This window comes from Staphylococcus sp. GDH8C109P, from assembly GCF_017893405.1.
GTDB classification, from domain to species: domain Bacteria; phylum Bacillota; class Bacilli; order Staphylococcales; family Staphylococcaceae; genus Staphylococcus; species Staphylococcus cohnii.
Map to the genome: position 1 here is coordinate 253,752 of NZ_JAESMX010000013.1, position 25,898 is coordinate 279,649.

General features: G+C 31.4%; 28 protein-coding genes, 1 pseudogene and 1 riboswitch. Of the genes and pseudogenes, 3 read left to right on the forward strand and 26 right to left on the reverse strand.

The window, feature by feature from the left end:
- Positions 1-10 precede the first annotated feature (10 nt).
- From brxB to KA867_RS06110, 17 genes are all read right to left on the reverse strand, one after another.
- Positions 11-448 carry a bacilliredoxin BrxB gene (gene brxB / locus KA867_RS06030; RefSeq protein ID WP_107385022.1) on the reverse strand — a complete coding sequence of 146 codons (438 nt, stop codon included), beginning with the start codon at positions 446-448 and terminating at the stop codon, positions 11-13.
- A gap of 204 nt (positions 449-652) precedes the next feature.
- Positions 653-1,930 (reverse strand): dihydrolipoamide acetyltransferase family protein, encoded by a 1,278-nt coding sequence (locus KA867_RS06035; protein WP_210137370.1) that lies wholly within the window; start codon positions 1,928-1,930, stop codon positions 653-655.
- A 12-nt stretch (positions 1,931-1,942) separates the two neighbouring features.
- Positions 1,943-2,926: an alpha-ketoacid dehydrogenase subunit beta gene (locus tag KA867_RS06040; RefSeq protein WP_210137371.1), complete on the reverse strand. Its 984-nt coding sequence runs from the start codon at positions 2,924-2,926 to the stop codon at positions 1,943-1,945.
- On the reverse strand, positions 2,919-3,917 hold the full coding sequence (locus KA867_RS06045) for a thiamine pyrophosphate-dependent dehydrogenase E1 component subunit alpha (RefSeq protein ID WP_210137372.1): 999 nt from the start codon (positions 3,915-3,917) through the stop codon (positions 2,919-2,921). Before KA867_RS06045 ends, KA867_RS06040 begins: the two co-directional genes overlap by 8 nt.
- 16 nt (positions 3,918-3,933) lie before the next feature.
- On the reverse strand, positions 3,934-5,355 hold the full coding sequence (gene lpdA, locus KA867_RS06050) for a dihydrolipoyl dehydrogenase (protein ID WP_210137373.1): 1,422 nt from the start codon (positions 5,353-5,355) through the stop codon (positions 3,934-3,936).
- 465 nt (positions 5,356-5,820) lie between these two features.
- Positions 5,821-6,729: a phosphate acyltransferase gene (locus tag KA867_RS06055; protein ID WP_210137374.1), complete on the reverse strand. Its 909-nt coding sequence runs from the start codon at positions 6,727-6,729 to the stop codon at positions 5,821-5,823.
- A gap of 76 nt (positions 6,730-6,805) precedes the next feature.
- Positions 6,806-8,482, reverse strand: a complete 1,677-nt coding sequence (gene recN / locus KA867_RS06060) for a DNA repair protein RecN (RefSeq protein ID WP_210137375.1) — start codon at positions 8,480-8,482, stop codon at positions 6,806-6,808.
- Between the two features lie 20 nt (positions 8,483-8,502).
- Positions 8,503-8,955 carry a transcriptional regulator AhrC/ArgR gene (ahrC, locus tag KA867_RS06065; protein ID WP_019468379.1) on the reverse strand — a complete coding sequence of 151 codons (453 nt, stop codon included), beginning with the start codon at positions 8,953-8,955 and terminating at the stop codon, positions 8,503-8,505.
- 309 nt (positions 8,956-9,264) lie between these two features.
- The gene (locus tag KA867_RS06070) at positions 9,265-10,152 is read right to left on the reverse strand and encodes a polyprenyl synthetase family protein (protein ID WP_210137376.1); all 888 of its coding nucleotides are present in this window, start codon (positions 10,150-10,152) and stop codon (positions 9,265-9,267) included.
- The gene (locus tag KA867_RS06075) at positions 10,139-10,384 is read right to left on the reverse strand and encodes an exodeoxyribonuclease VII small subunit (protein WP_210137377.1); all 246 of its coding nucleotides are present in this window, start codon (positions 10,382-10,384) and stop codon (positions 10,139-10,141) included. The genes KA867_RS06070 and KA867_RS06075 overlap by 14 nt, the downstream gene beginning before the upstream one ends.
- Positions 10,374-11,714: an exodeoxyribonuclease VII large subunit gene (xseA, locus tag KA867_RS06080; RefSeq protein WP_210137378.1), complete on the reverse strand. Its 1,341-nt coding sequence runs from the start codon at positions 11,712-11,714 to the stop codon at positions 10,374-10,376. Before xseA ends, KA867_RS06075 begins: the two co-directional genes overlap by 11 nt.
- Before the next feature lie 14 nt (positions 11,715-11,728).
- A complete protein-coding gene (gene nusB, locus KA867_RS06085; protein WP_019468383.1) occupies positions 11,729-12,115 on the reverse strand; it encodes a transcription antitermination factor NusB in 387 nt (128 codons plus the stop codon).
- A 114-nt stretch (positions 12,116-12,229) separates the two neighbouring features.
- On the reverse strand, positions 12,230-12,592 hold the full coding sequence (locus tag KA867_RS06090) for an Asp23/Gls24 family envelope stress response protein (RefSeq protein ID WP_210137379.1): 363 nt from the start codon (positions 12,590-12,592) through the stop codon (positions 12,230-12,232).
- A gap of 21 nt (positions 12,593-12,613) precedes the next feature.
- Entirely contained in the window at positions 12,614-13,963 is a 1,350-nt protein-coding gene (gene accC, locus KA867_RS06095; protein WP_210137380.1) for an acetyl-CoA carboxylase biotin carboxylase subunit, read from the reverse strand.
- Entirely contained in the window at positions 13,963-14,436 is a 474-nt protein-coding gene (gene accB / locus KA867_RS06100; protein ID WP_210137381.1) for an acetyl-CoA carboxylase biotin carboxyl carrier protein, read from the reverse strand. The genes accC and accB overlap by 1 nt, the downstream gene beginning before the upstream one ends.
- A 252-nt stretch (positions 14,437-14,688) precedes the next feature.
- On the reverse strand, positions 14,689-15,246 hold the full coding sequence (efp, locus tag KA867_RS06105) for an elongation factor P (protein WP_210137382.1): 558 nt from the start codon (positions 15,244-15,246) through the stop codon (positions 14,689-14,691).
- Positions 15,247-15,273: 27 nt separating this feature from the next.
- On the reverse strand, positions 15,274-16,332 hold the full coding sequence (locus tag KA867_RS06110; RefSeq protein ID WP_210137383.1) for a M24 family metallopeptidase: 1,059 nt from the start codon (positions 16,330-16,332) through the stop codon (positions 15,274-15,276).
- A 103-nt stretch (positions 16,333-16,435) separates the two neighbouring features.
- On the opposite strand from KA867_RS06110, the gene KA867_RS06115 reads away from it, so the two are divergent.
- Positions 16,436-17,017 carry a hypothetical protein gene (locus KA867_RS06115; RefSeq protein WP_107505163.1) on the forward strand — a complete coding sequence of 194 codons (582 nt, stop codon included), beginning with the start codon at positions 16,436-16,438 and terminating at the stop codon, positions 17,015-17,017.
- A gap of 27 nt (positions 17,018-17,044) precedes the next feature.
- A complete protein-coding gene (locus KA867_RS06120; protein ID WP_071560410.1) occupies positions 17,045-17,263 on the forward strand; it encodes an SA1362 family protein in 219 nt (72 codons plus the stop codon).
- A 102-nt stretch (positions 17,264-17,365) separates the two neighbouring features.
- Here the strand turns inward: KA867_RS06120 and KA867_RS06125 are convergent, their stop codons facing one another.
- A complete protein-coding gene (locus KA867_RS06125; RefSeq protein WP_210137384.1) occupies positions 17,366-18,196 on the reverse strand; it encodes a lipoate--protein ligase family protein in 831 nt (276 codons plus the stop codon).
- Positions 18,197-18,369: 173 nt separating this feature from the next.
- Here KA867_RS06125 and KA867_RS06130 point away from each other — a divergent pair, with 173 nt between their 5' ends.
- Entirely contained in the window at positions 18,370-18,756 is a 387-nt protein-coding gene (locus KA867_RS06130) for a rhodanese-like domain-containing protein (RefSeq protein WP_107385153.1), read from the forward strand.
- Positions 18,757-18,770: 14 nt separating this feature from the next.
- Here KA867_RS06130 and KA867_RS06135 read toward each other — a convergent pair.
- The 8 genes and pseudogenes from KA867_RS06135 to comGC all read right to left on the reverse strand — a co-directional run.
- Positions 18,771-19,436 (reverse strand): annotated as a pseudogene (locus KA867_RS06135) (transposase); the annotation flags it as partial.
- 247 nt (positions 19,437-19,683) lie between these two features.
- Positions 19,684-21,159, reverse strand: a complete 1,476-nt coding sequence (gene gcvPB / locus KA867_RS06140) for an aminomethyl-transferring glycine dehydrogenase subunit GcvPB (protein ID WP_210137385.1) — start codon at positions 21,157-21,159, stop codon at positions 19,684-19,686.
- The gene (gene gcvPA / locus KA867_RS06145) at positions 21,146-22,498 is read right to left on the reverse strand and encodes an aminomethyl-transferring glycine dehydrogenase subunit GcvPA (RefSeq protein ID WP_183076950.1); all 1,353 of its coding nucleotides are present in this window, start codon (positions 22,496-22,498) and stop codon (positions 21,146-21,148) included. Before gcvPA ends, gcvPB begins: the two co-directional genes overlap by 14 nt.
- A 17-nt stretch (positions 22,499-22,515) precedes the next feature.
- Positions 22,516-23,607 carry a glycine cleavage system aminomethyltransferase GcvT gene (gcvT, locus tag KA867_RS06150; protein WP_210137386.1) on the reverse strand — a complete coding sequence of 364 codons (1,092 nt, stop codon included), beginning with the start codon at positions 23,605-23,607 and terminating at the stop codon, positions 22,516-22,518.
- 74 nt (positions 23,608-23,681) lie between these two features.
- Positions 23,682-23,779, reverse strand: a riboswitch (glycine riboswitch).
- Positions 23,766-24,290 (reverse strand): shikimate kinase, encoded by a 525-nt coding sequence (locus KA867_RS06155; RefSeq protein ID WP_281060320.1) that lies wholly within the window; start codon positions 24,288-24,290, stop codon positions 23,766-23,768. Its footprint overlaps the riboswitch before it by 14 nt.
- Before the next feature lie 164 nt (positions 24,291-24,454).
- Positions 24,455-24,898: a ComGF family competence protein gene (locus KA867_RS06160; protein ID WP_210137388.1), complete on the reverse strand. Its 444-nt coding sequence runs from the start codon at positions 24,896-24,898 to the stop codon at positions 24,455-24,457.
- Positions 24,899-25,149: 251 nt separating this feature from the next.
- Positions 25,150-25,590, reverse strand: a complete 441-nt coding sequence (gene comGD / locus KA867_RS06165) for a competence type IV pilus minor pilin ComGD (protein ID WP_210137389.1) — start codon at positions 25,588-25,590, stop codon at positions 25,150-25,152.
- Positions 25,580-25,897 (reverse strand): competence type IV pilus major pilin ComGC, encoded by a 318-nt coding sequence (gene comGC, locus KA867_RS06170; protein ID WP_210137390.1) that lies wholly within the window; start codon positions 25,895-25,897, stop codon positions 25,580-25,582. Before comGC ends, comGD begins: the two co-directional genes overlap by 11 nt.
- Position 25,898: the final 1 nt, after the last annotated feature.

Genomic DNA, 25,898 nt, shown 5'->3' on the forward strand with positions numbered 1-25,898 from the left:
GTGTCAACCTCTATCTTTCATCACAATAAGTATCAAATAAATTTTGTAATTGATTAATAACGTCCATTACATCATGGCCTTCGATTTGATGACGTTCTATCATTTGTGTGATTTCACCATTTTTTATTAATGCAAATGATGGACTTGATGGTGCGTATCCTTTAAAATAATCTCTTGCTTGTTGTGTAGCTTCTTTGTCTTGTCCAGCAAATACTGTCACTAGTCTGTCTGGTAATTTATCATAATGTAAGGCATGCGTAGCTGCTGGTCTAGCAATCCCACCAGCACAACCACAAACTGAATTAACCATAACAAGTGATGTACCTTCTTGACTTAACACTTTATCAACTTCATCGGCTGTTGTTAATTGTTCATAACCCGCTTCCTCGATTTCATTTCTTGCTTGGCTTACTACGTCATTCATATATAAATCAAAATTTAAATCCATACTCAAATCACCTTTCGTTATCAATTTATTAATTTCATTTTACTAATATATAGACAATAGTTCAACAAGTGTGTTTAATGAGAAAGCAAGTTTGCTAATCGTCTAATGTTTGAACAATGATCATTAAAAAAATAAGTTAGAAATCAATTTTGATTTCTAACTTACCATTTTCATATAAATTAGCGCTCGTTTATACAATAAAAACTAGTAAATACTTGTGTTTTCTATAGAGTATTGCTCAATTCTTGTCTTAACGAAATTCATAAATCTACCTGCTTGCAAACCATCTAATATGCGATGATCAATAGAAATACATAGATTAACCATGTGTCTAATAGCTATCATATCATCAATAACAACGGGCTTTTTGATGATGGATTCAATTTGCAATATAGCGGCTTCTGGGTGATTGATAATACCCATAGATGATACTGAGCCGAATGTACCAGTATTGTTGACTGTAAATGTACCACCTTGCATATCTTCAGATCTTAATTTTTTATTACGTGCTTTTTGTGCCAAATCATTTATTTCCCTAGCAATGCCTTTTAAAGATTTTTCATCTGCATTTTTGATTACAGGAACATATAATTTTTCTTCATCAGCTACTGCAATTGAAATATTAACATCTTTATGCATAACTATTTCGGAATTTTGCCAACTACTATTAAGTAAAGGATATGCTTTTAATCCTTCTGCAACCGCCTTTACAAAGAACGCAAAATAAGTAAGGTTATAACCTTCATTTTCTTTGAAACTATTTTTATGATAATTTCTTGTTTTAACTAAGTTTGTAGCATCTGCCTCTACCATCATCCAAGCATGTGGGATTTCATTAACACTGTTCACCATATTTTCAGCAATTTGCTTGCGGACACCATTTACTGGTATCGCAGAGCCAGGAGATGGTTCGTTATATTGAACTTGCTTATTGACTTTAGGAGAGTCTTTAGGAGCGATGATTTCTGAGCCTAGTTTATTAGTACCTTCTTTAATTACTTTCTCTATATCTTTTTTGGTTACTCTACCTTCAAAGCCAGTCCCTTTGACATGTGAAAGGTCGATTTGATGTTCAGACGCAAGTTTAAAGACTACAGGTGAAAAGCGTCCGTTATTTTTCGGAAGATTATCTGACGCCTCAATCGTGCTATCTTTTTCATCAGAGGAATCAACCATGGTTTGTGTTGCTTCTGATGTAAATTCATCTTGTTTATTTGTAGTATTATTGGTATTTTCATTAGATAGTTCTTCCGCAGTATCTAAATAACAAATCACTTCGCCTACTGCTACTGTTGTACCTTCCTCCACAATAATTTCGCGGATTGTACCAGCGTATGATGAAGGCACTTCTGCTGTTACTTTATCCGTAATAACCTCACAAAGTGGATCATACTCTTCTACTTTATCGCCTACTGAAACGAGCCATTGTTCTATTGTGCCCTCATGCACACTTTCACCAAGTTTAGGCATTTTTATTTCCATCATTGTGCCTCCTTAAAATTCTGCGAGTTCACGCATTTTAATTTTTATCTTATCTGGATTAATCATAAACTCATCTTCGAGTGTTGGTGCAAATGGCATTGAAGGAACATCTGGTCCAGCAAGTCTCATTATCGGTGCATCTAAATCAAACAGACAATTTTCAGCAATAATTGCAGCTACTTCAGATATGATACTACCTTCTAGGTTATCTTCAGTGACCAATAAAACCTTACCTGTTAATTTAGCTCTCTCAATAATTGTTTCTTTATCTAGAGGATAGACTGTGCGTAAATCAACTACTTCAACATTTATACCATCTTCAGCAAGCATATCAGCCGCTTGAATACAGTAATTGACACAAAGACCATAAGTAAATACAGTTATATCATCACCTTCACGCTTAACATCTGCCTTACCAATTGGTACAGTGTAATACGATTCAGGGACTTCGTCTTTAAGTAAGCGATATGCTTTTTTATGTTCAAAGTACAATACAGGATCATTGGATTCTATTGATGAAAGTAATAGCCCTTTAGCATCATATGGTGTGGAAGGAATAACTATTGTAAGCCCCGGCGTAGAAGCAAAAATGGATTCAACACTTTGTGAATGATAAAGTGCGCCATGTATGCCTCCACCAAATGGAGAACGAATAGTAATAGGACAATGCCAATCATTATTAGAGCGGTATCTCATTTTTGCTGCTTCACTCATAATTTGATTCGTGGCAGGTAAAATATATTCAGCAAATTGAATTTCTGCAACTGGTCGTTTACCTAACATAGCAGCACCAATACTAGTACCTACAATATTCGATTCTGCAAGTGGTGTATCTAATACTCTTGCTTCTCCATATTTTTGCTGTAAACCTAACGTGACACCAAACACGCCACCTTTTTTACCAACATCTTCACCCAATACAAAAACGTCATTGTCTTTTTCCATTGCTTGGTCTAAGCCTTGATGAATTGCTTCTAAATAAGATAATTTAGCCATTATTTAAGCTCCCTTCTTCGTAGACATATGTGTAAGTCTCTTCTGGTGATGGATAAGGTGCTTTTTCAGCTTCTTTTGTTGCTTGATTTACAATCTCTTTATGTTCTTTTTCTATTTCATCCAACCATTGTTCATCAATGATCCCTTCTTCTAATAGAAAAGATTTGAATTTTAGATTGCAATCTAATGATTTTAACTCATCACGTTCTTCTTGTGTACGATACTTGTCATCATCATCTGATGAGTGTGCAGTCATTCTTGTACACATTGCTTCGATTAATGTCGATCCCTCACCATTTAATGCGCGTTCTCGTGCTTCTTTCATTACTTTATACATTGCTATTGGGTCATTACCATCGACATGCTCGCCATGTATACCATAACCAATGGCGCGATCAGATAATTTTTCTGCACCATATTGTAGCGTGTCGGGTACTGAAATTGCATATTTGTTGTTTTCAATCACGCAAATAAATGGAAGATTGTGAACGCCAGCAAAATTGAGACCTTCATGAAAATCACCTTGGTTTGAACTACCTTCTCCCACAGTCGCCATAGCAATATTAGGCTTATTATCCATCTTTAATGCTAATGCAGCACCTACAGCGTGTAATATTTGTGTTCCAACAGGCGAACTTTGCGATAATATACCTTTTTCTCTTTTTCCAAAATGAGAAGGCATTTGTTTCCCGCCGGAATTTATATCATCACGTTTACCGAATGCAGCTAGCATCGAGTCTAAAGCAGTCATGCCCATATAAGTTACAAACGCTAAATCTCTATAATAAGGTGAAGATATGTCTCCCTCATGCATTGCATATGCCATACCTATTTGTGTCGCCTCTTGCCCCTGGCAGCTTATGACAAATGGGATTTTCCCAGCACGGTTTAAAAGCCACATACGCTCATCTATTTTACGACCTAAGTCCATCCATTTATACATGGTTTGTAAGTCAGACGCTTCGAGTCCAACTGATTTATAATCAAACATCTTATTTCCTCCTTATTTAAACATGAATCGCTCTGTTTTCAACTTTTAGGCCTAACTCCATTAACACTTCAGATAGCGATGGATGAGCATGTGTAGTTAATCCAAGTTCTAGAGTGGAGCCATTCATAAATTGCATTAATGATACTTCATTAATTAATTCTGTTACATGTGGACCAATCATATTAAGTCCAAGTACAGTATCATGATCCTGATCGATTATGATTTCGCAAAAGCCATTTTGATTTGTAACATTTTCTATAACAGCTTTGCCGATCGCTTTAAACGGAACTTTAAAGGCTTTTGCATTAAGCTTTTTAGATTTTGCTTGTTCTAAATTTTGGCCAATACTTGCAACTTCAGGTTGCGTATAAACACATTTTGGTATTTTATCATAGTCAACTGATATTGGTGAAGCATCATACATATGTTCAATTGCTGTTATGCCTTCTTTGGATCCTACATGTGCGAGTTGTAATTTACCGATACAATCTCCTGCAGCATAAATGTGTTTATCTTCTGTTTGTTGATATTCATTTATGATTATATGGTTGGCATCTGATAATTGTATTTTTGTATTATTTAAGCCAATATCATCTGTATTGGGCTTTCTACCAATTGCGACTAAGCATTTTTCAAAATGAGTCGTTTCATCATTCAATAAAATATTGATACCAGAGTCTTCAATTGAAACTTGTTCTTTTGATAGTTGTGTATTTTCATAAAATTTCACACCACGTTGTGTTAAATCATTTTTTAATGTATTTGCGATGGAATTACTTTCAGTCGGTAAGATACGTTTACCTGCTTCTATGACAGCTACTTCAACCCCAAAATCTGTCATTAAAGATGCGAATTCTAAACCTATGACACCTCCACCAATGATAGCTAGTGATTGGGGTAATTTATCTAGTTTTAATATATCGTCACTGGATAGCACGGTGTTCCCATCAAATGGTAAAAAGGGTAAAGGCATTGGAGTTGAACCGGTACAGATTAATACATTATTATTTGGAATTAATTCTGATTCACCATTTTCGTATTCTACTGAAATAGTACCGCTTTGAGGTGAGAAAATAGATGGACCTAATATTCGTCCAACCCCATTAAATACGTCAATTTTATTATGATTCATAAGTTGTTCAACTCCTTTGAACATTTGTTGAACAACTTCGTTTTTACGTGCTTGAATACGTGAAAAATTTAATTTAAATGCGTCTACATCTACTCCAAATCCACTCGAATTTGCTACTGTTCTTAATACATCAGCTGATTTCAAAAGTGATTTTGTTGGTATGCATCCTTTATGTAAACATGTGCCACCTAAAAGCGACTTTTCTACAAGTGCAACTTTTTTTCCTAATTGAGATGCCCTAATTGCTGACACATACCCAGCAGTACCTCCACCTAAAATTACTAAATCATATTTTTCGTCTGCCATATTTTTACTCCTAACTGTAATCTTAGTATTATGTCAATAATCATATTTAAACAAAAAGTTCGTCAAAGTAATTGAAAATCAATATTCAATATAAAAATCAAATTCATAACAAATTTTATTTTTTATTAAACTAAATTGTTTGATATTAATTATTTTAAACATGCGAATAAAATCACCTTTGAGTTTTAAAAGTGATTTCAATGCGTGTTTTTAAAATTTCTAAAATCCTTTATTTTTCAAATGATTTAATTCTATACTTTAAATGAATTGTCTAGATAATGAAATATTGATGATTACTATGATTACAATAAGTCTTTTATAGAAAAATCGTATTCTTCATACTTTACTGAAATACAAGCGCAAAAGAAATAATTTTCTATTAATTTATATCCTTTACTATCTTACATCAAAATTCAATATTATAAAATTAATAACCCAAATAATAGTGTAAAAATTCAAATATAATTAGAAGTTAAATTTATTTTGTGATTTCAAAGCAAGTAATAAAGAATTTAATTTATTTTGTTTACTTTCCGTCCTCGATGTGAAGACAATAGGAAATTTTGCTCCGAGTAGCAAACTAGAAACTGAAGCATTTCCAAAATAAGTTAAAGATTTTAACAATGCACTCCCAATATCTATATTGGAAACTAGAAGTGCATCAACATTACCAGCAATACTGGATGTATTATTTTTTTCAATTGCTCTTTTTTTACTGATTGCATGATCAAAAAGAATGGGTCCATCTATTTTCGCATCTGTATCAGATGTTCGATTGAAAATATTTTTTAATTTTTCAGCATCTATAGATGACAATATCTTTATAGATGCTTGTTCTACTGAAGATAATAAACCTATATTAAACTCATTATAGCCTAGCGCTTTGCTGAAGGTAGTTAAATTTTTAATGATTTGTTTTTTTTCTTCAATTGTCGGAGCTACATTATATGCAACATCACTAATCATTAAGGTTTTGTGATAATTAGGAATACTAAAGCACGCAACATGATTTAAAAAGCCATATTGATCAATAAAATTTTTATTGCTTAAAACAAAAGAAATCATTGATGTGGCTTTCATTTTTCCTTTCATTAAAACAGTAATTTTTCCTTGTGATAAATCTTCTGAACATTGTTTTAGTAATTGGTAATCACTTGAAAATGTTAGCACATGAATCCTATTTAAGATTTGGGGTTCTAAATCAAAAGAACGTATGATTTCCGTAGTGTCTTGGGTATCATAAATATAAATATCTATGTTAGTTAATTTTAATGCTTTAACTAATACTGCTATCATTTTCTCATCATTTGCATATAAAACCGCTACATTTCCAGTCATTGTTTCACATGGTTCAACTAATTGTTGGAATCGCATAAAATCAACTTCCTTCACTGATTATTTATCAAATTCAGCTAGCACTAAAAATAACAATAATGAATTTAAATTTTTATTATAAATTGTGATTCTGTTCTATCATTTCCTTAGCATTTTGTCTGGTTAATTTTGTCACAGTAGCACCTGAAATCATTCTCGCTACTTCATCGATACGTTCTTCTCCTGATAATTCCTTAACTTGTGTGGTTGTTCTTTCATCATCTGTATTTTTACTAATAAATAAATGATGATCACTCATTGATGCAACTTGTGGTAGATGTGATATGCATATCACTTGGATGTGTTCCGCCAGTCCTTTCATTTTTTCTGCCATCTTTTGAGCAGCCTTACCAGATACACCAGAATCTACTTCATCAAATAAAATGGCTGTTTGACCTCTAGTTTTTACAAAGATGGTTTTTAGCGCTAACATAATTCTGGACAATTCTCCTCCAGATGCTATTTTATTTAAGCTTTTTAAAGGTTCCCCTTTATTTGGACTGATTAAAAATTCTACAAATTCTATACCTTCTCGGTTAGGTGTGTCTAATGGTTTAAATGAAATTTCTAAATTAGCATCGTTCATCTGAAGATTTTGGATTTCATCTACAATATGATTACGCAAAGATTGAGCGACAATTCTTCTTTCTTGTGATAACTTTTCCCCTAATTCCATAACATTTTTATATAAATCATCTATTTCTTGACGTAATTGAGCTGTACTTTCTTCATAATTTTCAATCTTATTAATTTCGTCAGCCATTTTATCTTGATACATAATAAGTTCATTGATATCTTTACCATATTTACGCTTTAAACTATTTAATAAATTCATCCTAGATTCTAATTCATTTAAATATTGTTCATCAAATTCTGTATTCGTTAAATCATCGTATAATTGATGTTTAGCGTCCTCAAGTGTGTAATAAAACTGGTCGACATCTTCTTTTAGTTCATCGTATTTTTCTGGCAAAATTTCACTGATTAATTGTAATTGATGACTCAATTCATATAAACGGTCTGTAATGGCATGCTCATCCGTTAATGTAATATGTGCATTGTTTAACGCTAAACTAAGACTTTCGGAATTTTGAATTCGTTTGATGTCAGTTTCAAGTTGTGGAACTTCGTTGTCAATAAGATTCGCTTCTTGTAATTCATCATATTGAAATTTCAACAAGTCTAACCGTTGTAATAATGTTTGATCAGCTGACTCTAAATCGGTTAATTCTTTTTTCTTAGCTTTATATTTATCAAAAGTATCAACATACGATTCAAGTAACGTTTGATATGTATTTTCTGCATAACTATCTAATAAATGTAAATGATATTTCTGTTTTAATAATGTTTGTGTTTCATGTTGGCCATGTATATCTAATAATTCTTGCATTATTTTTCTCAAATCTTGTAAAGTAACTGTTTGATTATTAACTCTACAAATACTCTTACCAGAGCTGAATATTTCTCTTTTTACTAATAAAAAGTCTTCATCTATATCGATTGATAGATCATGAAGTATTGAAATGGCTTCTTTACTATTATCAATATCAAAGATACCTTCAATCACTGCTTTTTTCTCACCATGTCTAACATAGTTTGATGATGCACGCATGCCAATGAGTTGCCCAATTGCGTCTATAATGATTGATTTGCCAGCGCCAGTTTCACCACTTAATACAGTTAAACCATCACCAAAATTCACTTCTAATTCATCTATAATTGCGAATTGTTTAATCGATAAGGTTTGTAGCATTCATAATCACTTCCTTATACTTATAGTAAATTAAAGATACGCGTTTTAATTTTTTCGCTTGCAGATTCATCTCTACATATAATTAAACAAGTATCATCACCACAAATTGTGCCTAGCACTTCATCCCAGTCTATTTGGTCTAGGATTGCTCCAATTGATTGAGCGTTACCAGGTAATGTTTTAAGTACTAAAAGATTACCTGTGCCATCAATATTTACAAATGAATCCATTAAATAACGACCAAGTTTTTCTAATGGATGATACTTTCTGTCATTAGGTAAACTATAAACATATTGACCAGAAGGTGTAGGTACCTTGATTAATTGTAATTCTTTAATGTCACGAGAAACAGTTGCTTGAGTTACATTTAACTCATATTCATTTAACCGCTTTACCAATTCATCTTGTGTTTCAATTTTTTCATTAGATATAATTTCTCTTATCTTAATATGTCTTACTGATTTTTTTGCCATGTATAGCACCTCTATAAACGAATATTTATACAATAATTTTAACACATGGATGATGATACTACTACTAAAGTTAATTTAGATTGAAATACTTTTATTCACTGTTATATATACTGCTTGCCTATTTTCGTAGATTGTTTAATATTGCACATACTTCTATTTTATAAGGCTAATACAGTTACAATTTTAGTAGCAAATGAATATTTATTTATAAAATTATAAATTCATATATATAAAAAGTCATGCTACAATCAGTAGCATGACTTAATGTTTGAAATAATATACAAGGATCAAAAGCAGTTAGTAAGTTTTTTAAGATTCTCTATTATTAAATAATTCAATTATAAATTTTAGATTACTTGTGTCATATCGCTCAGGTAAACGAGCTAAACAAGCATATGCAGATTCAGTATGTGACTTTAACTTCTCTTCTGCACCATTTTGTCCTAACAATGAAACGTAAGTACTTTTATCATTTTCGATATCACTACCTGTAGCTTTTCCTAGTTTTGCTTCATCACCGTAAATATCTAATAAATCATCTTTAATTTGGAACATTAATCCTAAATGTTCACTATATGATTCTAATAAATTGGCGACATTGGTTTCGGGTTCAGCAATATCTACTGCAGCCATTACAGCAAATTTTAATAACGCCCCTGTTTTAGCATGATGTATATGTTCTAAAGTATTCAGGTCTACTGCAGACCCTTCACCTTCGCTTTGCATATCTAGCGTTTGACCGCCTACCATACCTAAATGTCCACTTGCAAATGACAAGCGCTTGATAAGTTTTACTTTAACAGCATCTTTCAGATTGTCATCATTAATAATAATATCAAAAGCTTTAGTGAGCAATGCATCACCAGCAAGTATTGCTCTCCATTCGCCATATACTTTATGATTTGTCAATTTGCCTCTTCGATAGTCATCATTATCCATTGCAGGTAAATCATCATGAATAAGAGAATACGTATGTACCATTTCTAATCCAAGTGCTGAAGAATAGCCAAGTTTGTAATCCTTTGCTAGCATATCAAGTGTTAATAAAAGCAAAACAGGCCTAATTCGTTTACCACCTGCTTCTAACGAATATCTCATGCTATTTTCTAAATCTGTATTTAGTAATGAATTCGGAATTGAATTTTGCAATAATTTATTTATTTCATCAGTTAAATTGTCAACTTTATGATTCATCATGATTTTCGTCCTTTTCAGTTTCTTCATCGACTTCAACATTTTCTTCAGACATCAGTTCATTCACTTTTTTTTCAGCATTTTTCAATGTTTCATCACAATTTGCTGATAATGTCATACCTCGTTGATATAAGTTTAAAGATTCTTCTAAAGAAACATTTTCATTATCTAATTTTTGAACTATATTTTCTAATTCTTTCATCATTTCTTCAAAACTTTGTGATTTATTCGTCATCTTTACACCTTACTTTCATAACTTGTGCATCAACAGAACCGTCTTTCATTGTTAATACAATATTATCATTTTCAGTTAAATCACTCGTGCTTGTTACTATCCTATCCTCTTTGTTCACAATCGTATAACCACGTAACATTGTATTGGTTGGACTAAGATTATTCAAATTCTCTATTTTATTAGTTAAATTATTTCTTTGTTTTACAATGCGGTGGTTCATTAATTTTACAAGATTCGTTTGTTGTTGATTGATCGTTGTTTGTTCTCTCTGAATGCTTTGTTTGAAATGTTTTAAGTTGAAATTCTGTTTTATTAATTGCAGTTTTTGTACCTGTTGATTGACTTTAAAGTTTATTGCTAAATTAAGTTGTTTCTCTAAATCATCACGTTTTTGTATCTGTTGATCATATAACAAAGTTGGCGTTTTAAATTTATAGTATGAAGCAACATGTTGTAGATACTGTTTTCGATGTTGAATTTGTTGTTTCATAAACCTAGTTAGAGAAAATTTTTGTTGCTGAATATATTGTCTTAATTCATATTGATCAGGTGTAGCCATCACTGCTGCTTGTGTAGGTGTAGCTGCACGTGCATCTGCTACGAAATCACTAAGTGTAAAGTCTGTTTCGTGACCTACTGCTGATATAATTGGTGTTTGACATGTATAAATCGCTTTTACAACATCTTCTTCATTGAAGTTCCATAAATCTTCTATAGAACCACCACCACGACCAATTATTATTGTATCAACATTTAAATTATCAGCTTGTTTTATTTTTTCAATGATATCGTGCTTAGCCTGCTCACCTTGTACTAAAGTGTTAATTTGAATTTGTTCAACTAAAGGATATCGACTATTGATAGTTGTATGGATGTCCCTGATTGCTGCACCAGTACCTGCTGTCAATACAGCAATTTTTTCAGGAAACTTAGGAATCATTTTTTTGTGGTTTTGATCAAAATATCCATCTTTAGTTAATTTCTTTTTTAATTGTTCTAATTTTTGATATAAATTACCAATGCCATCTATATGCATTTTATTAACATAAACTTGATAATTGCCACGTCTTTCATATACAGAAACACGTGCTTCTAAAAGCACTTCGTCACCTTCTTTAGGTTCGAAGTCAATTTTTGTAGCATTTCCTTTAAACATCATTGCACTGATTACACTATTTTTATCTTTAACATTAAAATAAAGATGACCACTACTATGTTTTTTAAAGTTAGAAAGCTCGCCTTTGAGCAATACATTTTGTAGGTGTGGATCCTGATCAAATTTATATTTAATATATTTAGTTAAAGCTGACACACTTAAATAATCTGACATATTATATCACTCTTTTATTCAATATTACTTAATACACCATTGATAAACTTATAATGATCATCGTCACTAAATTGTTTTGCTAATTCAACTGCTTCATTGATGATTACTTTTTGTGGCGTTTCGCTATTTAACAACTCGAACGTTGACATTCTTAATATGATACGGTCAGATTTTAACAACCTGTCGATCGTCCAATCTTTTAAATGTGGCGCAATTTTGTTATCTAACACAGATTCATGATCTTTTACGCCAGTAACTAGCCAATTAATAAAATCAAATTCTAAATCTGGATTATCATCTTTAATAAAACTAATTGCTTCATCAATCGTTAAATCACTATTTTTCATTTCTAATTGAAATAGTGTTTGAAAGGCTTGTGTTCTTGATTCTTTTCGACTCATTATAAACTCCTTTTAGCATTGTACGCTTTATGACTAATATAAAATAGAATTTTTGTTAATCACTTGATTATGGAACTCCTGTTTTATGACTACATTAAAGTCATAGTGCTATATTTAATTTGTAGATACGATATGTGTAATGTGAACATTAATTTGACTTGGTATGATGGTTGTCATCGTAGATAATGAGTTATAAATGGCATTTTGTATTTTTCTTGCAGTTTCTGAGATATTTATGCCGTATGAAAATGAACAATAAACATCTATATGAATCCCATCATCTTTTGTATCTACTTTAATGCCTCGTGCTAATTGCTTTTTTGTAACTTTTTCAACACTTAAGTCTTTAATATCTTTAAAGTGTCCTTCTAAGCCTTTTATTTCTGAGGTTGCTATACTTGCTATAACAGTCAAAACCTCAGGTGCTATTTCTATTTTTCCTAAATTGGAATGTGATGATTCTGCTACTTTGACCATTTCACAAACCTCCTATTTAGATTATTCATCCATTATATTATATGTTTCTAAAAAGTTAGTATTAAATTTACCATTTCTAAATATATCGTTATTTAAAAGTCGAATATGGAACGGAATTGTAGTGTCAATTCCTAATACTAAATATTCACCTAACGCTCTCAATCCAGTCATAATTGCCTCATCTCTTGATGGTTCATGAACAATTAATTTTGCAACCATAGAATCATAATATGGAGGGATTGTATAATTAGTATAACATGCGGATTCGATTCTTACTCCAAAACCACCTGGTGCTAGATATTGTGTGATCTTTCCTGGTGAAGGCATAAAGCTTTTATACGGATTTTCGGCGTTAATTCTAAATTCGATTGCGTGTCCTTTGATTTCAATATCTTTTTGTGTAAATGGTAACTTTTCACCCATTGCAACTTTAAGTTGCAGTTTTACTAAATCAATCCCAGTTACCATTTCTGTAACGGGATGCTCTACCTGAATACGCGTATTCATTTCCATGAAATAAAATTCATTAGTGTTTAAATCATAAATGAACTCAATAGTACCAGCATTTTCATAATTTACAGCTTTTGCTGCTCTTACTGCTGCATTACCCATTTCTTGTCTTTTAGCATCAGTTAAGATTGGAGATGGTGCTTCTTCCACAAGTTTTTGCATACGTCTTTGTATTGTACAATCTCTTTCTCCTAAATGGATGACGTTACCATAACTATCTCCCATCACTTGTATTTCAATATGTCTAAAGTTTTCAATAAATTTTTCAAGATACAAGCCACTATTACCAAAAGCAGTTTCTGCTTCTTGTTGCGTCATTTTGAAGCCAGTTTCTAGTTCTTTTTCATCACGTGCGACACGTATACCTTTACCACCACCACCTGCAGTAGCTTTGATAATAACAGGAAAACCTATATCTTTTGCAATTTTTTTAGCTTCTTTAATGTCTTTAACTAATCCTTCACTTCCAGGAACTACAGGTACTTCAGCACGTTTCATTTCTTCTTTAGCTACGTCTTTAATACCCATTTTTTGAATTGATTCATAACTTGGACCGATAAATTTAAGTTGACAAGTTTCACAAAGTTCAGCAAAATCACCATTTTCTGCTAAAAAACCATATCCAGGGTGAACGCCATCACATCCTGTAGAAGTCGCAATGGATAAAATATTAGGGATATTTAGGTAAGAATCTTTAGATTGAGTGGGACCGACACAATATGCTTCATCAGCAATTTGAGTATGTAATGCATCCTTGTCTCCCTCAGAATATATTGCTACAGTTTGTAATCCTAAATCGTGACATGCACGTATAATTCTTACAGCAATTTCCCCTCTATTTGCTATTAAAATTTTATTCATTATTTCACCTTAAATAACGGTTGGCCATACTCTACCATTTGACCGTCTTCTACTAATATTTCAGTAATTTCCCCTGTGACTTCCGCTTGTATTTCATTAAATAATTTCATGGCTTCCAAAATACATACAGTAGATTCGTTTGAAACTGAATCTCCTACTTGAACATATGGGTTTTCTTCTGGTGAAGGTGATTTATAAAACGTACCAACCATCGGTGCATTTATCGTTTTTAAGTTATCATTTTCTTGAGAAGAACTTGTCTCTTCAGAATTTTGAGCATCAAGTTGATTTGATACAGCCGATTGTTGTGGTGCAATTTGTTGCATCGGTTGTTGTGAAACTTGAGGTGTGATAATCTCAGTTTCTTTCTCTTTTTTTAAATTAACTATATTTCCTTTATCTTCTATATTAATTTCAGTCAAGCTGGATTGATCAAGAATTTCAATTAATTCTTTAATTTCTTTAAAATTCATAAATACTGACTCCTTCAGATTGTTTTCATTACCTAGTTTATTTTACTTTAGTGAAATGTTCAATTCAAGCATATACATATTTTCTATTATAACTCATTCATTACTATATTTAATCAATGGTTAACTATAAATTTTGTCAAGGTTATTTTCCATTTATTCTTAAATAACAAAAGCCCTTCCATTTAAATAATTGGAAAGGCTTTTAAGTAATTTGCAAGATACTGTAATCATATTATGTGTGAAGTTGATGAATTAAGCTCTTGATACGTAACTACCATCACTAGTGTTAATTACTAAAGTATCTCCTTCATTAACAAATAGTGGCACATTTAATGTATAACCTGTTTCAACCGTCGCAGACTTTGTAGCACCGGTAGCAGTATCACCTTTAATACCTGGTTCTGTTTCTGTAACTGTAAGTTCAACATTTTTTGGTAATTCAACACCTAAAGTTTCATTTTCATAACTTTGAATTTGAACTTCCATATTTGCTTTTAAGAAATTTAATTCATGTTCTAAATAATCAGCAGGTAATTCAATTTGATCAAATGTTTGATTATCCATGAAAACATGCGTATCACCATCAGCGTATAAATATTGCATACGACGATTTTCAATCATAGCAGTTTCAACTTTTTCTCCGCCTCTAAATGTTTTCTCTTGGATAGCACCTGTTCTTAAGTTACGTAATTTAGAACGTACAAACGCAGCACCTTTTCCTGGTTTTACGTGTTGGAAATCTAAAACTTTCCAAATTCCATTATCTACAGAAATTGTTAAACCTGTTTTAAAATCATTAACCGAAATCATTCAGTTTCCTCCTTAATATAAGGTCTTCTATAAAATAATAAGGTCTTTAGACGATTTAGTAAAGCGTTCGCAACCATTTTCTGTAATTAATATATCATCTTCAATACGCACGCCACCAATTCCATCTAAATATATACCGGGTTCAATTGTAACACAATTATTTAACTCTAATGGAGATTCAGATTTTTTAGATAAATTTGGACCTTCGTGTACGTCTAACCCAATGCCATGGCCAAGCGAATGACCAAATGCCTCACCATATCCATTTTCAGTGATATAATCTCTTGCAATTGCATCAAGTTCTTTTCCGGTCATTCCTTTTTTAGCAGCTTCAATTCCTTTTAAATTTGCTTGTAATACAATTTGATATATTTCTTTTAACTGAGCATCCGGTTCACCTATAGCAAAAGTACGAGTAATATCTGAGGCATATCCGTTGTAATAAGCACCATAATCTAAGGTTATTAATTCTCCTTGATTAATTACTTTATCACTTGCTACACCATGTGGGAGCGCCCCTCTGACCCCAGAAGCAACAATCGTATTAAAAGATGGTCCTTCTGAACCTAATTCGAGCATTTTGCTTTCTAATTTTGCTTTCAGCTCAAGTTCTGTCATTCCTGCTTTAGCAACTGTTAAAATATACTCATAAGCGTCATCAACAATTTGAGCAGCCTTTTGAATATTTGCTATTTCTTGATCATCTTTGACTTCTCTAATTTTTTCAATTAATCCAGAAATACTTATTAAACTAATATAAGATTTACTTAACTGTAAATAAGTATCATAGCTCACTAAATTACCTTCAAAACCAACATTTTGCACATTTAATTCTTCAAGTGTTGATTTAATAGATTCTATCAATTGCCCCTGTTGCTTAATTACCTTAAAATCAGCAGCCTGAGTAGTTGCTTGTTCTATGTATCTGAAATCAGTAAGTAATAATTTTTCTTCTTCTGTAATAATTAGTGCGCCACTAGTTCCAGTGAATCCAGATAAGTAACGTCTATTATAATCAGATAAAACGATAATTGCTTCTAAATGTTTTGTTTTTAAAGCAGTTTTTAATTTATCTATTCTATTCAACAGTAATCACCCTATTCAATAAATTTGTACATTTCCAATATATACATTAAAATGATAGCATAATTAATGTACAAATTTATAGTTTTTGAATTAGGAGAGAGTTATGAAGAAAAAATTATTCGCTATTTTAAGCGCTTCGTGTATACTCGCTGGGTGTGGGAGCCAAAATTTAGGGCCATTAGAAGAGAAAACAACAAAACTACGTGATGAAAATCATAAATTAAAAAGTAATATTCAAGATTTAAAACTAGAAATAAAAAAAGAAAAAACAAATATTACTGCATTAGAAAAGGATAAAAATAATATTAAGAATGCAAAAAGTAATAAAAATAAGCTGAATCATATTAAAGCGTCTTCTGAATATTATCAAGATGTCGCAAAAGCAATTGATGATTATAATAATATTGAAGACGAGGTTTCAAAAAATAAACAAAGTGAAAAAACTCAAAACAAATTAACAGATATTACTAATAAAATTGATGCCGCTTTTTCTACATATAAAAATAAAATTGATAAAGATAAAATGAATGATGAGGATAAAAAGAAACATAAAAGTATTACTAAATTAAACAAATCATTAGATTCAGCTATGAGTGATATAAGGGATGGTTATAACGAAAAAGATAAGAAGAAACTTAATAAAGGTCAAACTACTTTATCAAAAGTGAGTATAAGTAATGAGTAATGGGACATATAAATAGGAGTGTTTATTTTGAAACAAGCAATATTCTATATCGTAATCGCAATTGCATTAGTTGGTTTAATACTTAACTTAGATGCATTTTTATTTAGTTTTGTAAAAATGGCCATCAGTTTAGCTATTTTTGCAGGTATTATTTATTTAATTTACTATTTTTTCTTTTTAACAGAAGATCAAAGAAAATATAAGCGTGCCCAAAGAAAGTATAGAAAAAGAAATAAAAAAAGATAATGTTAAACTTTAAAAGTTTAACATTATCTAAAAATCAAAGCATTTACCCTACAATATTTGAAATTAATTGTGTGGGTAAATGCTTTTTTATAAAGAATATAATTATTTTCGATAAGTCCATTCTGATGATTGGTACTTTTCAATTAACGCTTCAACTTCTTCATTTTGTTGAGGGGTTAATTCTAAAGGTTTTAAATTGATATTCAATCCTTTTTTGAATCCATTTTCGAATGCCTTTTCCATTTCATCTATAGTGATGTAGCGATCAGAAATATCATTGATTGCTACAGCTTTATCAACAAAAGCTTGTTTCATTTTTTCTTTCAATCGGTCATTCTTAAATATAAACATATCAAACAAGTCATCGATATCTATATCTTGTAACAATGAACCATGTTGCAGGATAACACCTTTTTGTCTCATTTGAGCACTTCCTGCAATTTTCCGTCCTTCTACAACTAATTCATACCAACTCGAAGCATCGAAACAAACTGCACTTCTTGGTTGTTTTAATTTAGACCTTTCTTCTTTAGTTCGTGGAATTGCAAAAGAAGCATTAAAACCTAATGTTTTGAATCCTTCAAGTAAACCCTCAGAAATGACCCTATATGCTTCTGTAACCGTTTTGGGCATATTTGGATGGGATTCTGGTACAATAACACTATAAGTTAATTCTTTGTCATGTAAGACGCCTCTGCCACCTGTTTGTCTTCTAACAAGGCCGTAACCTTTATCTGTCACCTTGTCTATATCAATTTCTTTAGTCAATCTTTGAAAGTAACCAACTGAAAGTGTAGCTGGATCCCATGTGTAAAATCTTATTACTGGGTCAATCTCACCTCTGGAAACAAAATTTAATAACGCTTCATCCATTGCCATATTGTAAAATGGATCATTACTACCTGTGTTGATAAAATGCCATGTTTCAGTCACAATCAAAACTCCATTCATTAAAATTAAATTGTGATAACATCCAATGTGTGTTATCGTTTTCAATAATTGTACAAAAATGTCAGTATTATGTAATTACCATGATAAAAATATTTTGATAATTTGTGCTAACAGTCTTATAATATATAATATCGGTTAATTAGGGAGGATGCAAGATGAGTAATTTTTGGTTTATAGCTTTAGCAATTTTAATAATAATCGTCGCTTATATGTTGTTCAATAGATATTTGAACAAAAAAGCGGTAACAGAATTAAACCAAAATGAATTCCATAATGGTTTGCGAAAAGCTCAAGTGATTGATGTTAGAGAAAAAGTAGACTATGATTATGGACATATTAATGGTGCTCGTAACATTCCAATCACAATGTTTAAACAAAGATATCAGGGATTGAGAACGGATCAACCAATCTATCTTTGTGATGCGAATGGTATTGCCAGTTATCGTGCCGCTAGAATATTAAAAAAGAATGGATATAAAGATATATTCATGCTTAAGGGTGGATATAAAAAATGGACTGGTAAAATCAAATCAAAAAAGTAAATGGTTAAATAAACATTTAAAGATTGAGTTCGGGACATAAATGTCTCCGACTAAACAGAAAACGATAATTTCTATTGAAATAATGTAGAAATTGTCGTTTTCTTTATTTTTATCAAATAGTGTAGCTCGTTGAGCTAATATTTTTCTTACATTCAATGCCATTAGGACAAATCCTAATTCTTTTTTGACTTTGTCTATCCCTGAACTGACATTCGATTGAAACCCAAAATAGCCTTCATGAATCCAAAAACTGGTTCTACATCAATTTTTAAGTAGACATTTTAAACAATCATCACATTCGTATAATTTGAAGTCGCGTTTAAAACCATAACGATCAATGTAATACGCATACCTTCTGAATTCTAAGAGCTTATGATTTGGACAAAAGAATTTATCATTGATTTCATAGTATGGTCTATTCTGAGTGTTGAAGATGTCACTTTTATATTTTTTCGTATTATCTTTAAGAAACATACCGTATGTGATGAGTGGTGTTTTATTTAAATCATCTATGACTGACATATGGTTCTGTTCACTACCATAACCTGCATAAGCCACAATTTATACTAGAAGACTACCGAAAGCACTTTTTTCATAGTTAAAAATGGAATTAACGTTCTAGTATCTTTTGGATTTTGAAACACGTCATATGATAAAACATATTGTGCTGATTTTGTAACGTGCTGACGCCCAGGGGGATAGTATGAGTAAGAGACTACAGGCTCGTGACATACCCTAGACAAGCATGCACGGTCAAAATCGGAAGATTTTAAATATAAAGAGGGCAAATCCAATTTTAAGGATTTGCCCTCTTATTTTGAGGATGGGGATTTATGTCCCAGCCTCCTCTGTTTTTGATTGAGTTTATTGTCTCATACTCTTTTTCGTTTACTAAAGGCAAAAGTTATTTGACTTGTTCTATTAAAATTATTTTTCTGATCTTAAATTCTCAAATTTTAATATTGGTTGACGAGCAGCTTTTGTTTCATCTAAACGATCAATAATCGTTGTATGAGGTGCTTCTAAAACTTTGTCAGGGTTTTCTTTAGCTTCTTTTGCTATTTCAATCATTGTGTCACAGAAATAATCTAATGTCTCTTTAGATTCTGTTTCAGTTGGTTCAATCATCATACCCTCTTCTACATTTAATGGGAAATAAATAGTAGGTGGATGAACGCCAAAGTCAAGTAAACGTTTAGCCATATCTAATGTTCTTACACCATATTCTTTTTGTTTTGAACCACTTAAAACAAATTCATGTTTACAATATTGTTCATAAGGGATTTCAAAATGTTCCTTTAATCTTGCTTTAATATAGTTTGCATTTAATACTGCTGCTTCTGAAACTTCTTCAAGCCCCTTATTACCCATAGTTCTAATGTATGTGTAGGCGCGTAAATAAATACCGAAGTTACCATAAAATGGTTTAACACGACCGATTGAATGTTCGATATCATTATCATATTTATACACATCATTTTCTTTAACGACCATTGGTTTTGGTAAGAAACTTGCAAGTTCTTTTTTAACACCAACTGGCCCTGAACCAGGTCCACCACCACCATGTGGCCCAGTAAATGTTTTGTGTAAATTTAAATGAACAGCATCAAAGCCCATATCTCCAGGTCTAACTTTGTCCATAATTGCATTTAAATTAGCACCATCATAGTACAATAACCCACCAGCTTCGTGTACGATGTTTCGAATGTCCATGATGTTTTTTTCGAAAATACCTAATGTATTTGGATTTGTGAGCATAATTGCAGCAGTGTTTTCATTGACGAGTCGTTTTAAATCTTCTATATCAACTTCTCCTCGTTCATTAGATTTCACTGTAACAGCTTTAAATCCAGCGAATGCCGCTGAAGCTGGGTTTGTACCATGAGCAGAGTCAGGAACGATGACTTCGTTACGATGTCCTTCGCCATTTTTTTCATGAAAAGCTTTGAAAATCATAAGTGCTGTCCACTCTCCGTGAGCACCAGCAGCTGGTTGTAATGTAACTTCGTCCATACCAGTTATTTCTTTAAGTTCTTCTTGTAAGCTATGAATAATCTCTAATGACCCTTGTACTTGCGATTCATCTTGTAGTGGATGTGATTCAGCAAATCCAGGAATTCTGGCTATTTTCTCATTTACCTTTGGATTATATTTCATAGTACATGACCCTAACGGATAAAATCCTGAATCCACACCAAAGTTTTTATTTGATAACTCTGTATAATGACGCACTAAATCTAGTTCAGCTACTTCAGGAAATTCAGCTTTATTTTTTCTAATAAATTTGTCATCTAATAGTTTATTAACTGCACCATTATCAATTTCTTTTTTTGGTAAGGAATATGCATAGCGACCTTCTTTAGAACGTTCGAAAATTAATGGACTAGATTTACTTACTGCCATTTATTTCACCTGCTTTCTTAACAAATGTATCAATTTCATCTTTCGTTCGTAATTCTGTTACTGCAATTAACATGTGATTGTCAAAGTTTTCTACGATCTCGCTTAAATCAAATCCACCTATGATGTCTTCTTGAATTAAAGCATCGTTTACATCTTTAACAGGTTTATCAAATTTAACAACAAATTCATTAAAAGATGTACCATTACTAACTTCAAAGCCTTGTTGTTTAAATTGTTCTTTAGCATAGTTTGCATTTTCAAAATTTTGAACCGCAATATCATAGATACCTTGTTTTCCTAAAGCAGACATACAAATTGATGAAGCCAATGCGTTTAATGCTTGATTTGAACATATATTTGATGTTGCTTTATCACGTCTAATATGTTGTTCACGTGCTTGAAGTGTTAACACAAAACCGCGGTTTCCATCTTGGTCTTCAGTTTGTCCGACTAGTCTACCAGGCGTTTTTCTCATGAGTTTCTTAGTAGTAGCAAAGAAACCACAATGAGGGCCACCAAACTGTGTTGGAATACCAAATGGTTGGGTATCTCCCACTACAATATCTGCACCAAAACTACCTGGAGGTGTCAATAAGCCTAGTGCGATTGGATTTGTATAAACAATGAATAACGCTTTTTTATCTTCGATAAATGATTGGATTTTTTCTAAATCCTCTATTGAACCATAAAAATTTGGGTATTGAACTGCAACTGCAGCAGTATCATCATCAATTGCATTTTCAAGTTTTTCTAAATCTGTAATTGTACCATCTAAATCAACTTCAACAACTTCAAATTCTTCGCGTGTTTTTACATATGTGTGTAGCACTTGTAGTGCTTGATAATGCATACCTTTTGAAACGACAATTTTATTTTTACGCGTTTGATTAAATGCTAGAATACAAGCTTCTGCAAAACTTGTCATACCATCATACATGGATGAGTTGGCAATATCCATATCTGTTAATTCACAGATTAATGTTTGAAATTCAAAGATAGCTTGTAACTCACCTTGTGAAATTTCTGGTTGATAAGGTGTATAAGCAGTATAAAATTCAGAACGTGAGATCATTGCATCTACAACCGCTGGAGCATAGTGATCATAAACACCTGCACCTAAAAATGTAGTATGTGTTTCTTTAGTGATATTTTTACTAGCAATTTTATTAAGTCTTTTAGTTAATGTAGTTTCAGATTCAGCATCGGGAATAGCTAATTCTCTGTTTAATAAAATGTCTTTGGGAACATCTCCAAATAATTCACTGATCGATTCAGCACCAATTGTCTCAAGCATTTCATTTTTATCTTGATCTGTTAATGGAATATAACGATGACTCACAGTAACACCCCTTTAAATTATTTATTAATTTGATTTTTCTTAACAATTTTAGCTTTTGCTTGTCTTTTTCTTATTTGTACTATAACTTCCTTGCCCATTTCAAAAGCATCTCTATCAATTATGGCTAAACCAATAGATTTACCACTTAATGGAGATTGTGTACCTGAAGTAACTTCACCAATTTCATTTCCATCGATATCATAAACAGTGTAACCAGTTCTTGGAATTCCTTTATCAATCATTTCAATTCCAACTGTTCTTCTCTTAGAACCATTTTCTTTTTGATCTTTTAACACGTTTTTACCTATAAAATCAGCGTCGATTAATGGTTTAGCAGCAAATGCAATTCCACCTTCATATGGTGTGATTGATTCACTTAAATCTTGTCCATGAAGTGGTAAACCAGCCTCTAATCTCAATGTGTCTCTAGCACCAAGACCACATGGTTCTACATCATATTCTAATATTGATTCCCATAGATATGGTGTATCATCTGATTTACAATAAATTTCAAAGCCATCTTCACCTGTATAACCAGATTGTGATAATATTACATTTTTACCAAAGAATTCAACATCCTGTAGGAATTCAAATGGAGCCATTTCTGATACATCTTGATTCACATGTTCTTGAACAAAATTACGTGCTTTTGGACCTTGTATTGCTAATTGACCGTATTCTGTTGAAGCATTTAAAACTTCAGCATCGAAATTTTCTGCTTGTTTTTTCATCCAATCAAAGTCTTTATCAGTATTTCCAGCATTTACAACTAGTAAATATTCTTTTTCACTAAGTTTATAGGTGATTAAATCATCGATAATACCGCCTTGTTCATTACACAATGCTGTATATTGTGCCTTCTTTGTGTCTAAATTTTCAGTATCATTTGAAAGTAAGTATTGCACTAATTGATCTGCTTCAGAACCTTTTATTAAAATTTCTCCCATATGATTTACGTCAAATAAGCCCATATTTGTTCTTACAGCATTGTGCTCATCTTTAATACTTGAAAATTGAACTGGCATAGCCCAACCACCAAATTCAACAATTTTTGCACCAAGATCCACGAAGTTTTGATAAAGTGGCGTGTGTTTTAATTCATTTACCATTGCTAAACCCCCTATTATTGTATTAAAAAAGACAGAGTAGACTAAGCCTACCCTGTCAAAAAAATCCAGGAATGCGTCTCAGTATTATCCTTTTGCCTGAGAGTTTCGTTAAACTTGCACCTTCGGCGATGGTTAAAATCAATTATTAACCATTCTCTCTAATACTGGTCATTCGCTTTCATCGTCTCCAATATTTTTTTATATGTAACTGGAAGCGACTTATTACTATTCACTTTGATGAATGCGATTTCATTATATCTTGAAACTCTAGTTGAATACAAGCTTTTTAGTTTGAAAAGTGGTTTATTATTTGCATTAGGTCTGTTGCTATCATTTTTAATTCTATCGTATAGAATTTCTATATCACAATCTAACCATACAACATGTTTTTGCTCTACTAATAAGTTAAAAGCGTCATTACCCTCGATAATGCCTCCTCCTGTAGCAATAACATCAAATTGGTTCACACATTTTTTTAAGTGCTTAAACTCCAAGTTACGAAAACCTTTTTCACCTAATTGTTCAAAAATTTCTGGTATTGTTTTCTTTTCTTGTTGTACTATAAATTCATCTAAATCTACAAAAGTTAATTGATTGTGTTGTGCAATATATTTTCCCAATGTTGTTTTACCTGTACCCATAAAACCTATTAAAATAAGCGGTGTTTTAATTTTATTTTTCAAAAATATCTTCCTTTTGTAATTGTAATTTAATTTGTTTATCATAATAAGACTCAATATTATCAAGCGTTTTTAGCCGAATATTAAATTGAGAAGAATATATTGCTATTAATGATAAATATAGCATATAAATAACCATCACAAAAGGGTATATATACCCCTTTATGTTAGAATTGAATTGCTTTTTCAAAAGTACCTCCTGCATAATGCATTTTCAATTTTAATTTTATGTGTTTATTTTTTAATAATATGAATTGTGCATTTGTTACATTGTTTAATAATGTGATGTTTCCCGTATTATTTATTGTTTTGATAATCTTATTGTTTTTGAACTCATATCTTATAATACTTTCTCTTGTGTCGAATTTTAATATTTGTCCGTTTTTATCAATTTCTAGTGCCTTTGATTTTCTTTGCAATAGTGCTTCAGTTAAGTCTCTAGAAAAAAATTCTATATCAATGGATGATTCAAAATTAGACTGATGTTTTATAGGAGCGATTGATTTGTATAATAAGGGTAACATTGTAAATATCAATAAAGTAATAAATAGTGCAAATAATACTTCAATGTAAGTAAAACTTGAATATTTATTTGTAAAAACATTTTTCATTAACTTGATCCTTTTTTCTTATACATAAATTTGAATTGGTTAATTTAATTTTGTATCCTTCAATATCAATGCCTTTTAGTAAACTTTCACGATCATTATGTTTTAACGTTAATAATATGATTCTTTTCATGCTTAAATTGTCTATTTTATCGCTGAAAGTATGATTTAATTGTAAAACCATAGGCAAAAAAACACTGCATATTAAAAGCATACAAATAAAAGCGATATATGCATCCATAAGTATACTACCGTTAATGCTTCTGTTTCTCATATCTTAATCTTCCTTTTTCAATATGAAATATTAATTTAAAAAGTTCGTTATCTACTGATATATAAATACTGCCAAATTTATTTGTATTACCTTTACTGTTGAATGTTAAATAATTTATATTACTTTTAGGATGTATATAAGTATTTAGTGGAAAGTTTATATCTTTATTTTCAGTTGACTGTTCTCTAACTTTGATTTTATTCGAATAGTCGTTAAATATGAGTGTTATGGATTTATCATCCTTTATCGCTTTAGATTTCAAATAATTTAGTTGAATGATTAAAGTGTTCATAAAGTTATTGTTTTTATTAATATTCTTATCATTTATAGATATATGGTTTACTTGAATAAATAGTAAGATACTAATGATACCCATAACAAATAGCATTTCAATATATGTAAATGCTTTACTAGTTTGCAATTACTTCACCGTTGTTAATTGTAATAGTTGATCCTGATTTACATTTTTTTTGATTTTCTTTGATATAGCCATCCGCAATTAGTTCATCTATAGATTGTGGTTTCTTATTATGTTTTAGAGTAAATGCTTCAACTTGGCTTTCAATCATTTTCATTTGTGCTTCACAACCAGTACTTTGAATATGTGAAGATTGTTTTGCAATATTGGGTATAATCAAAATCAATAATAAGCTTATAATTAATAATACAAGGAGCATTTCAATTAAAGTAAATGCACGTTTATTAAAAGTCCGTTTTATTTTGTTCATT

Bases quoted from the DNA above. Each gene is read 5' to 3' on its own strand.
- brxB (WP_107385022.1), bottom strand. From the start codon at position 448: ATGGATTTAAATTTTGATTTATATATGAATGACGTAGTAAGCCAAGCA.
- KA867_RS06035 (WP_210137370.1), bottom strand. From the start codon at position 1,930: ATGGAAATAAAAATGCCTAAACTTGGTGAAAGTGTGCATGAGGGCACA.
- KA867_RS06040 (WP_210137371.1), bottom strand. From the start codon at position 2,926: ATGGCTAAATTATCTTATTTAGAAGCAATTCATCAAGGCTTAGACCAA.
- KA867_RS06045 (WP_210137372.1), bottom strand. From the start codon at position 3,917: ATGTTTGATTATAAATCAGTTGGACTCGAAGCGTCTGACTTACAAACC.
- lpdA (WP_210137373.1), bottom strand. From the start codon at position 5,355: ATGGCAGACGAAAAATATGATTTAGTAATTTTAGGTGGAGGTACTGCT.
- KA867_RS06055 (WP_210137374.1), bottom strand. From the start codon at position 6,729: ATGCGATTCCAACAATTAGTTGAACCATGTGAAACAATGACTGGAAAT.
- recN (WP_210137375.1), bottom strand. From the start codon at position 8,482: ATGCTACAAACCTTATCGATTAAACAATTCGCAATTATAGATGAATTA.
- ahrC (WP_019468379.1), bottom strand. From the start codon at position 8,955: ATGGCAAAAAAATCAGTAAGACATATTAAGATAAGAGAAATTATATCT.
- KA867_RS06070 (WP_210137376.1), bottom strand. From the start codon at position 10,152: ATGATGAATCATAAAGTTGACAATTTAACTGATGAAATAAATAAATTA.
- KA867_RS06075 (WP_210137377.1), bottom strand. From the start codon at position 10,384: ATGACGAATAAATCACAAAGTTTTGAAGAAATGATGAAAGAATTAGAA.
- xseA (WP_210137378.1), bottom strand. From the start codon at position 11,714: ATGTCAGATTATTTAAGTGTGTCAGCTTTAACTAAATATATTAAATAT.
- nusB (WP_019468383.1), bottom strand. From the start codon at position 12,115: ATGAGTCGAAAAGAATCAAGAACACAAGCCTTTCAAACACTATTTCAA.
- KA867_RS06090 (WP_210137379.1), bottom strand. From the start codon at position 12,592: ATGGTCAAAGTAGCAGAATCATCACATTCCAATTTAGGAAAAATAGAA.
- accC (WP_210137380.1), bottom strand. From the start codon at position 13,963: ATGAATAAAATTTTAATAGCAAATAGAGGGGAAATTGCTGTAAGAATT.
- accB (WP_210137381.1), bottom strand. From the start codon at position 14,436: ATGAATTTTAAAGAAATTAAAGAATTAATTGAAATTCTTGATCAATCC.
- efp (WP_210137382.1), bottom strand. From the start codon at position 15,246: ATGATTTCGGTTAATGATTTTAAAACAGGTTTAACAATTTCTGTAGAT.
- KA867_RS06115 (WP_107505163.1), top strand. From the start codon at position 16,436: ATGAAGAAAAAATTATTCGCTATTTTAAGCGCTTCGTGTATACTCGCT.
- KA867_RS06130 (WP_107385153.1), top strand. From the start codon at position 18,370: ATGAGTAATTTTTGGTTTATAGCTTTAGCAATTTTAATAATAATCGTC.
- gcvPB (WP_210137385.1), bottom strand. From the start codon at position 21,159: ATGGCAGTAAGTAAATCTAGTCCATTAATTTTCGAACGTTCTAAAGAA.
- gcvT (WP_210137386.1), bottom strand. From the start codon at position 23,607: ATGGTAAATGAATTAAAACACACGCCACTTTATCAAAACTTCGTGGAT.
- KA867_RS06160 (WP_210137388.1), bottom strand. From the start codon at position 24,898: ATGAAAAATGTTTTTACAAATAAATATTCAAGTTTTACTTACATTGAA.
- comGC (WP_210137390.1), bottom strand. From the start codon at position 25,897: ATGAACAAAATAAAACGGACTTTTAATAAACGTGCATTTACTTTAATT.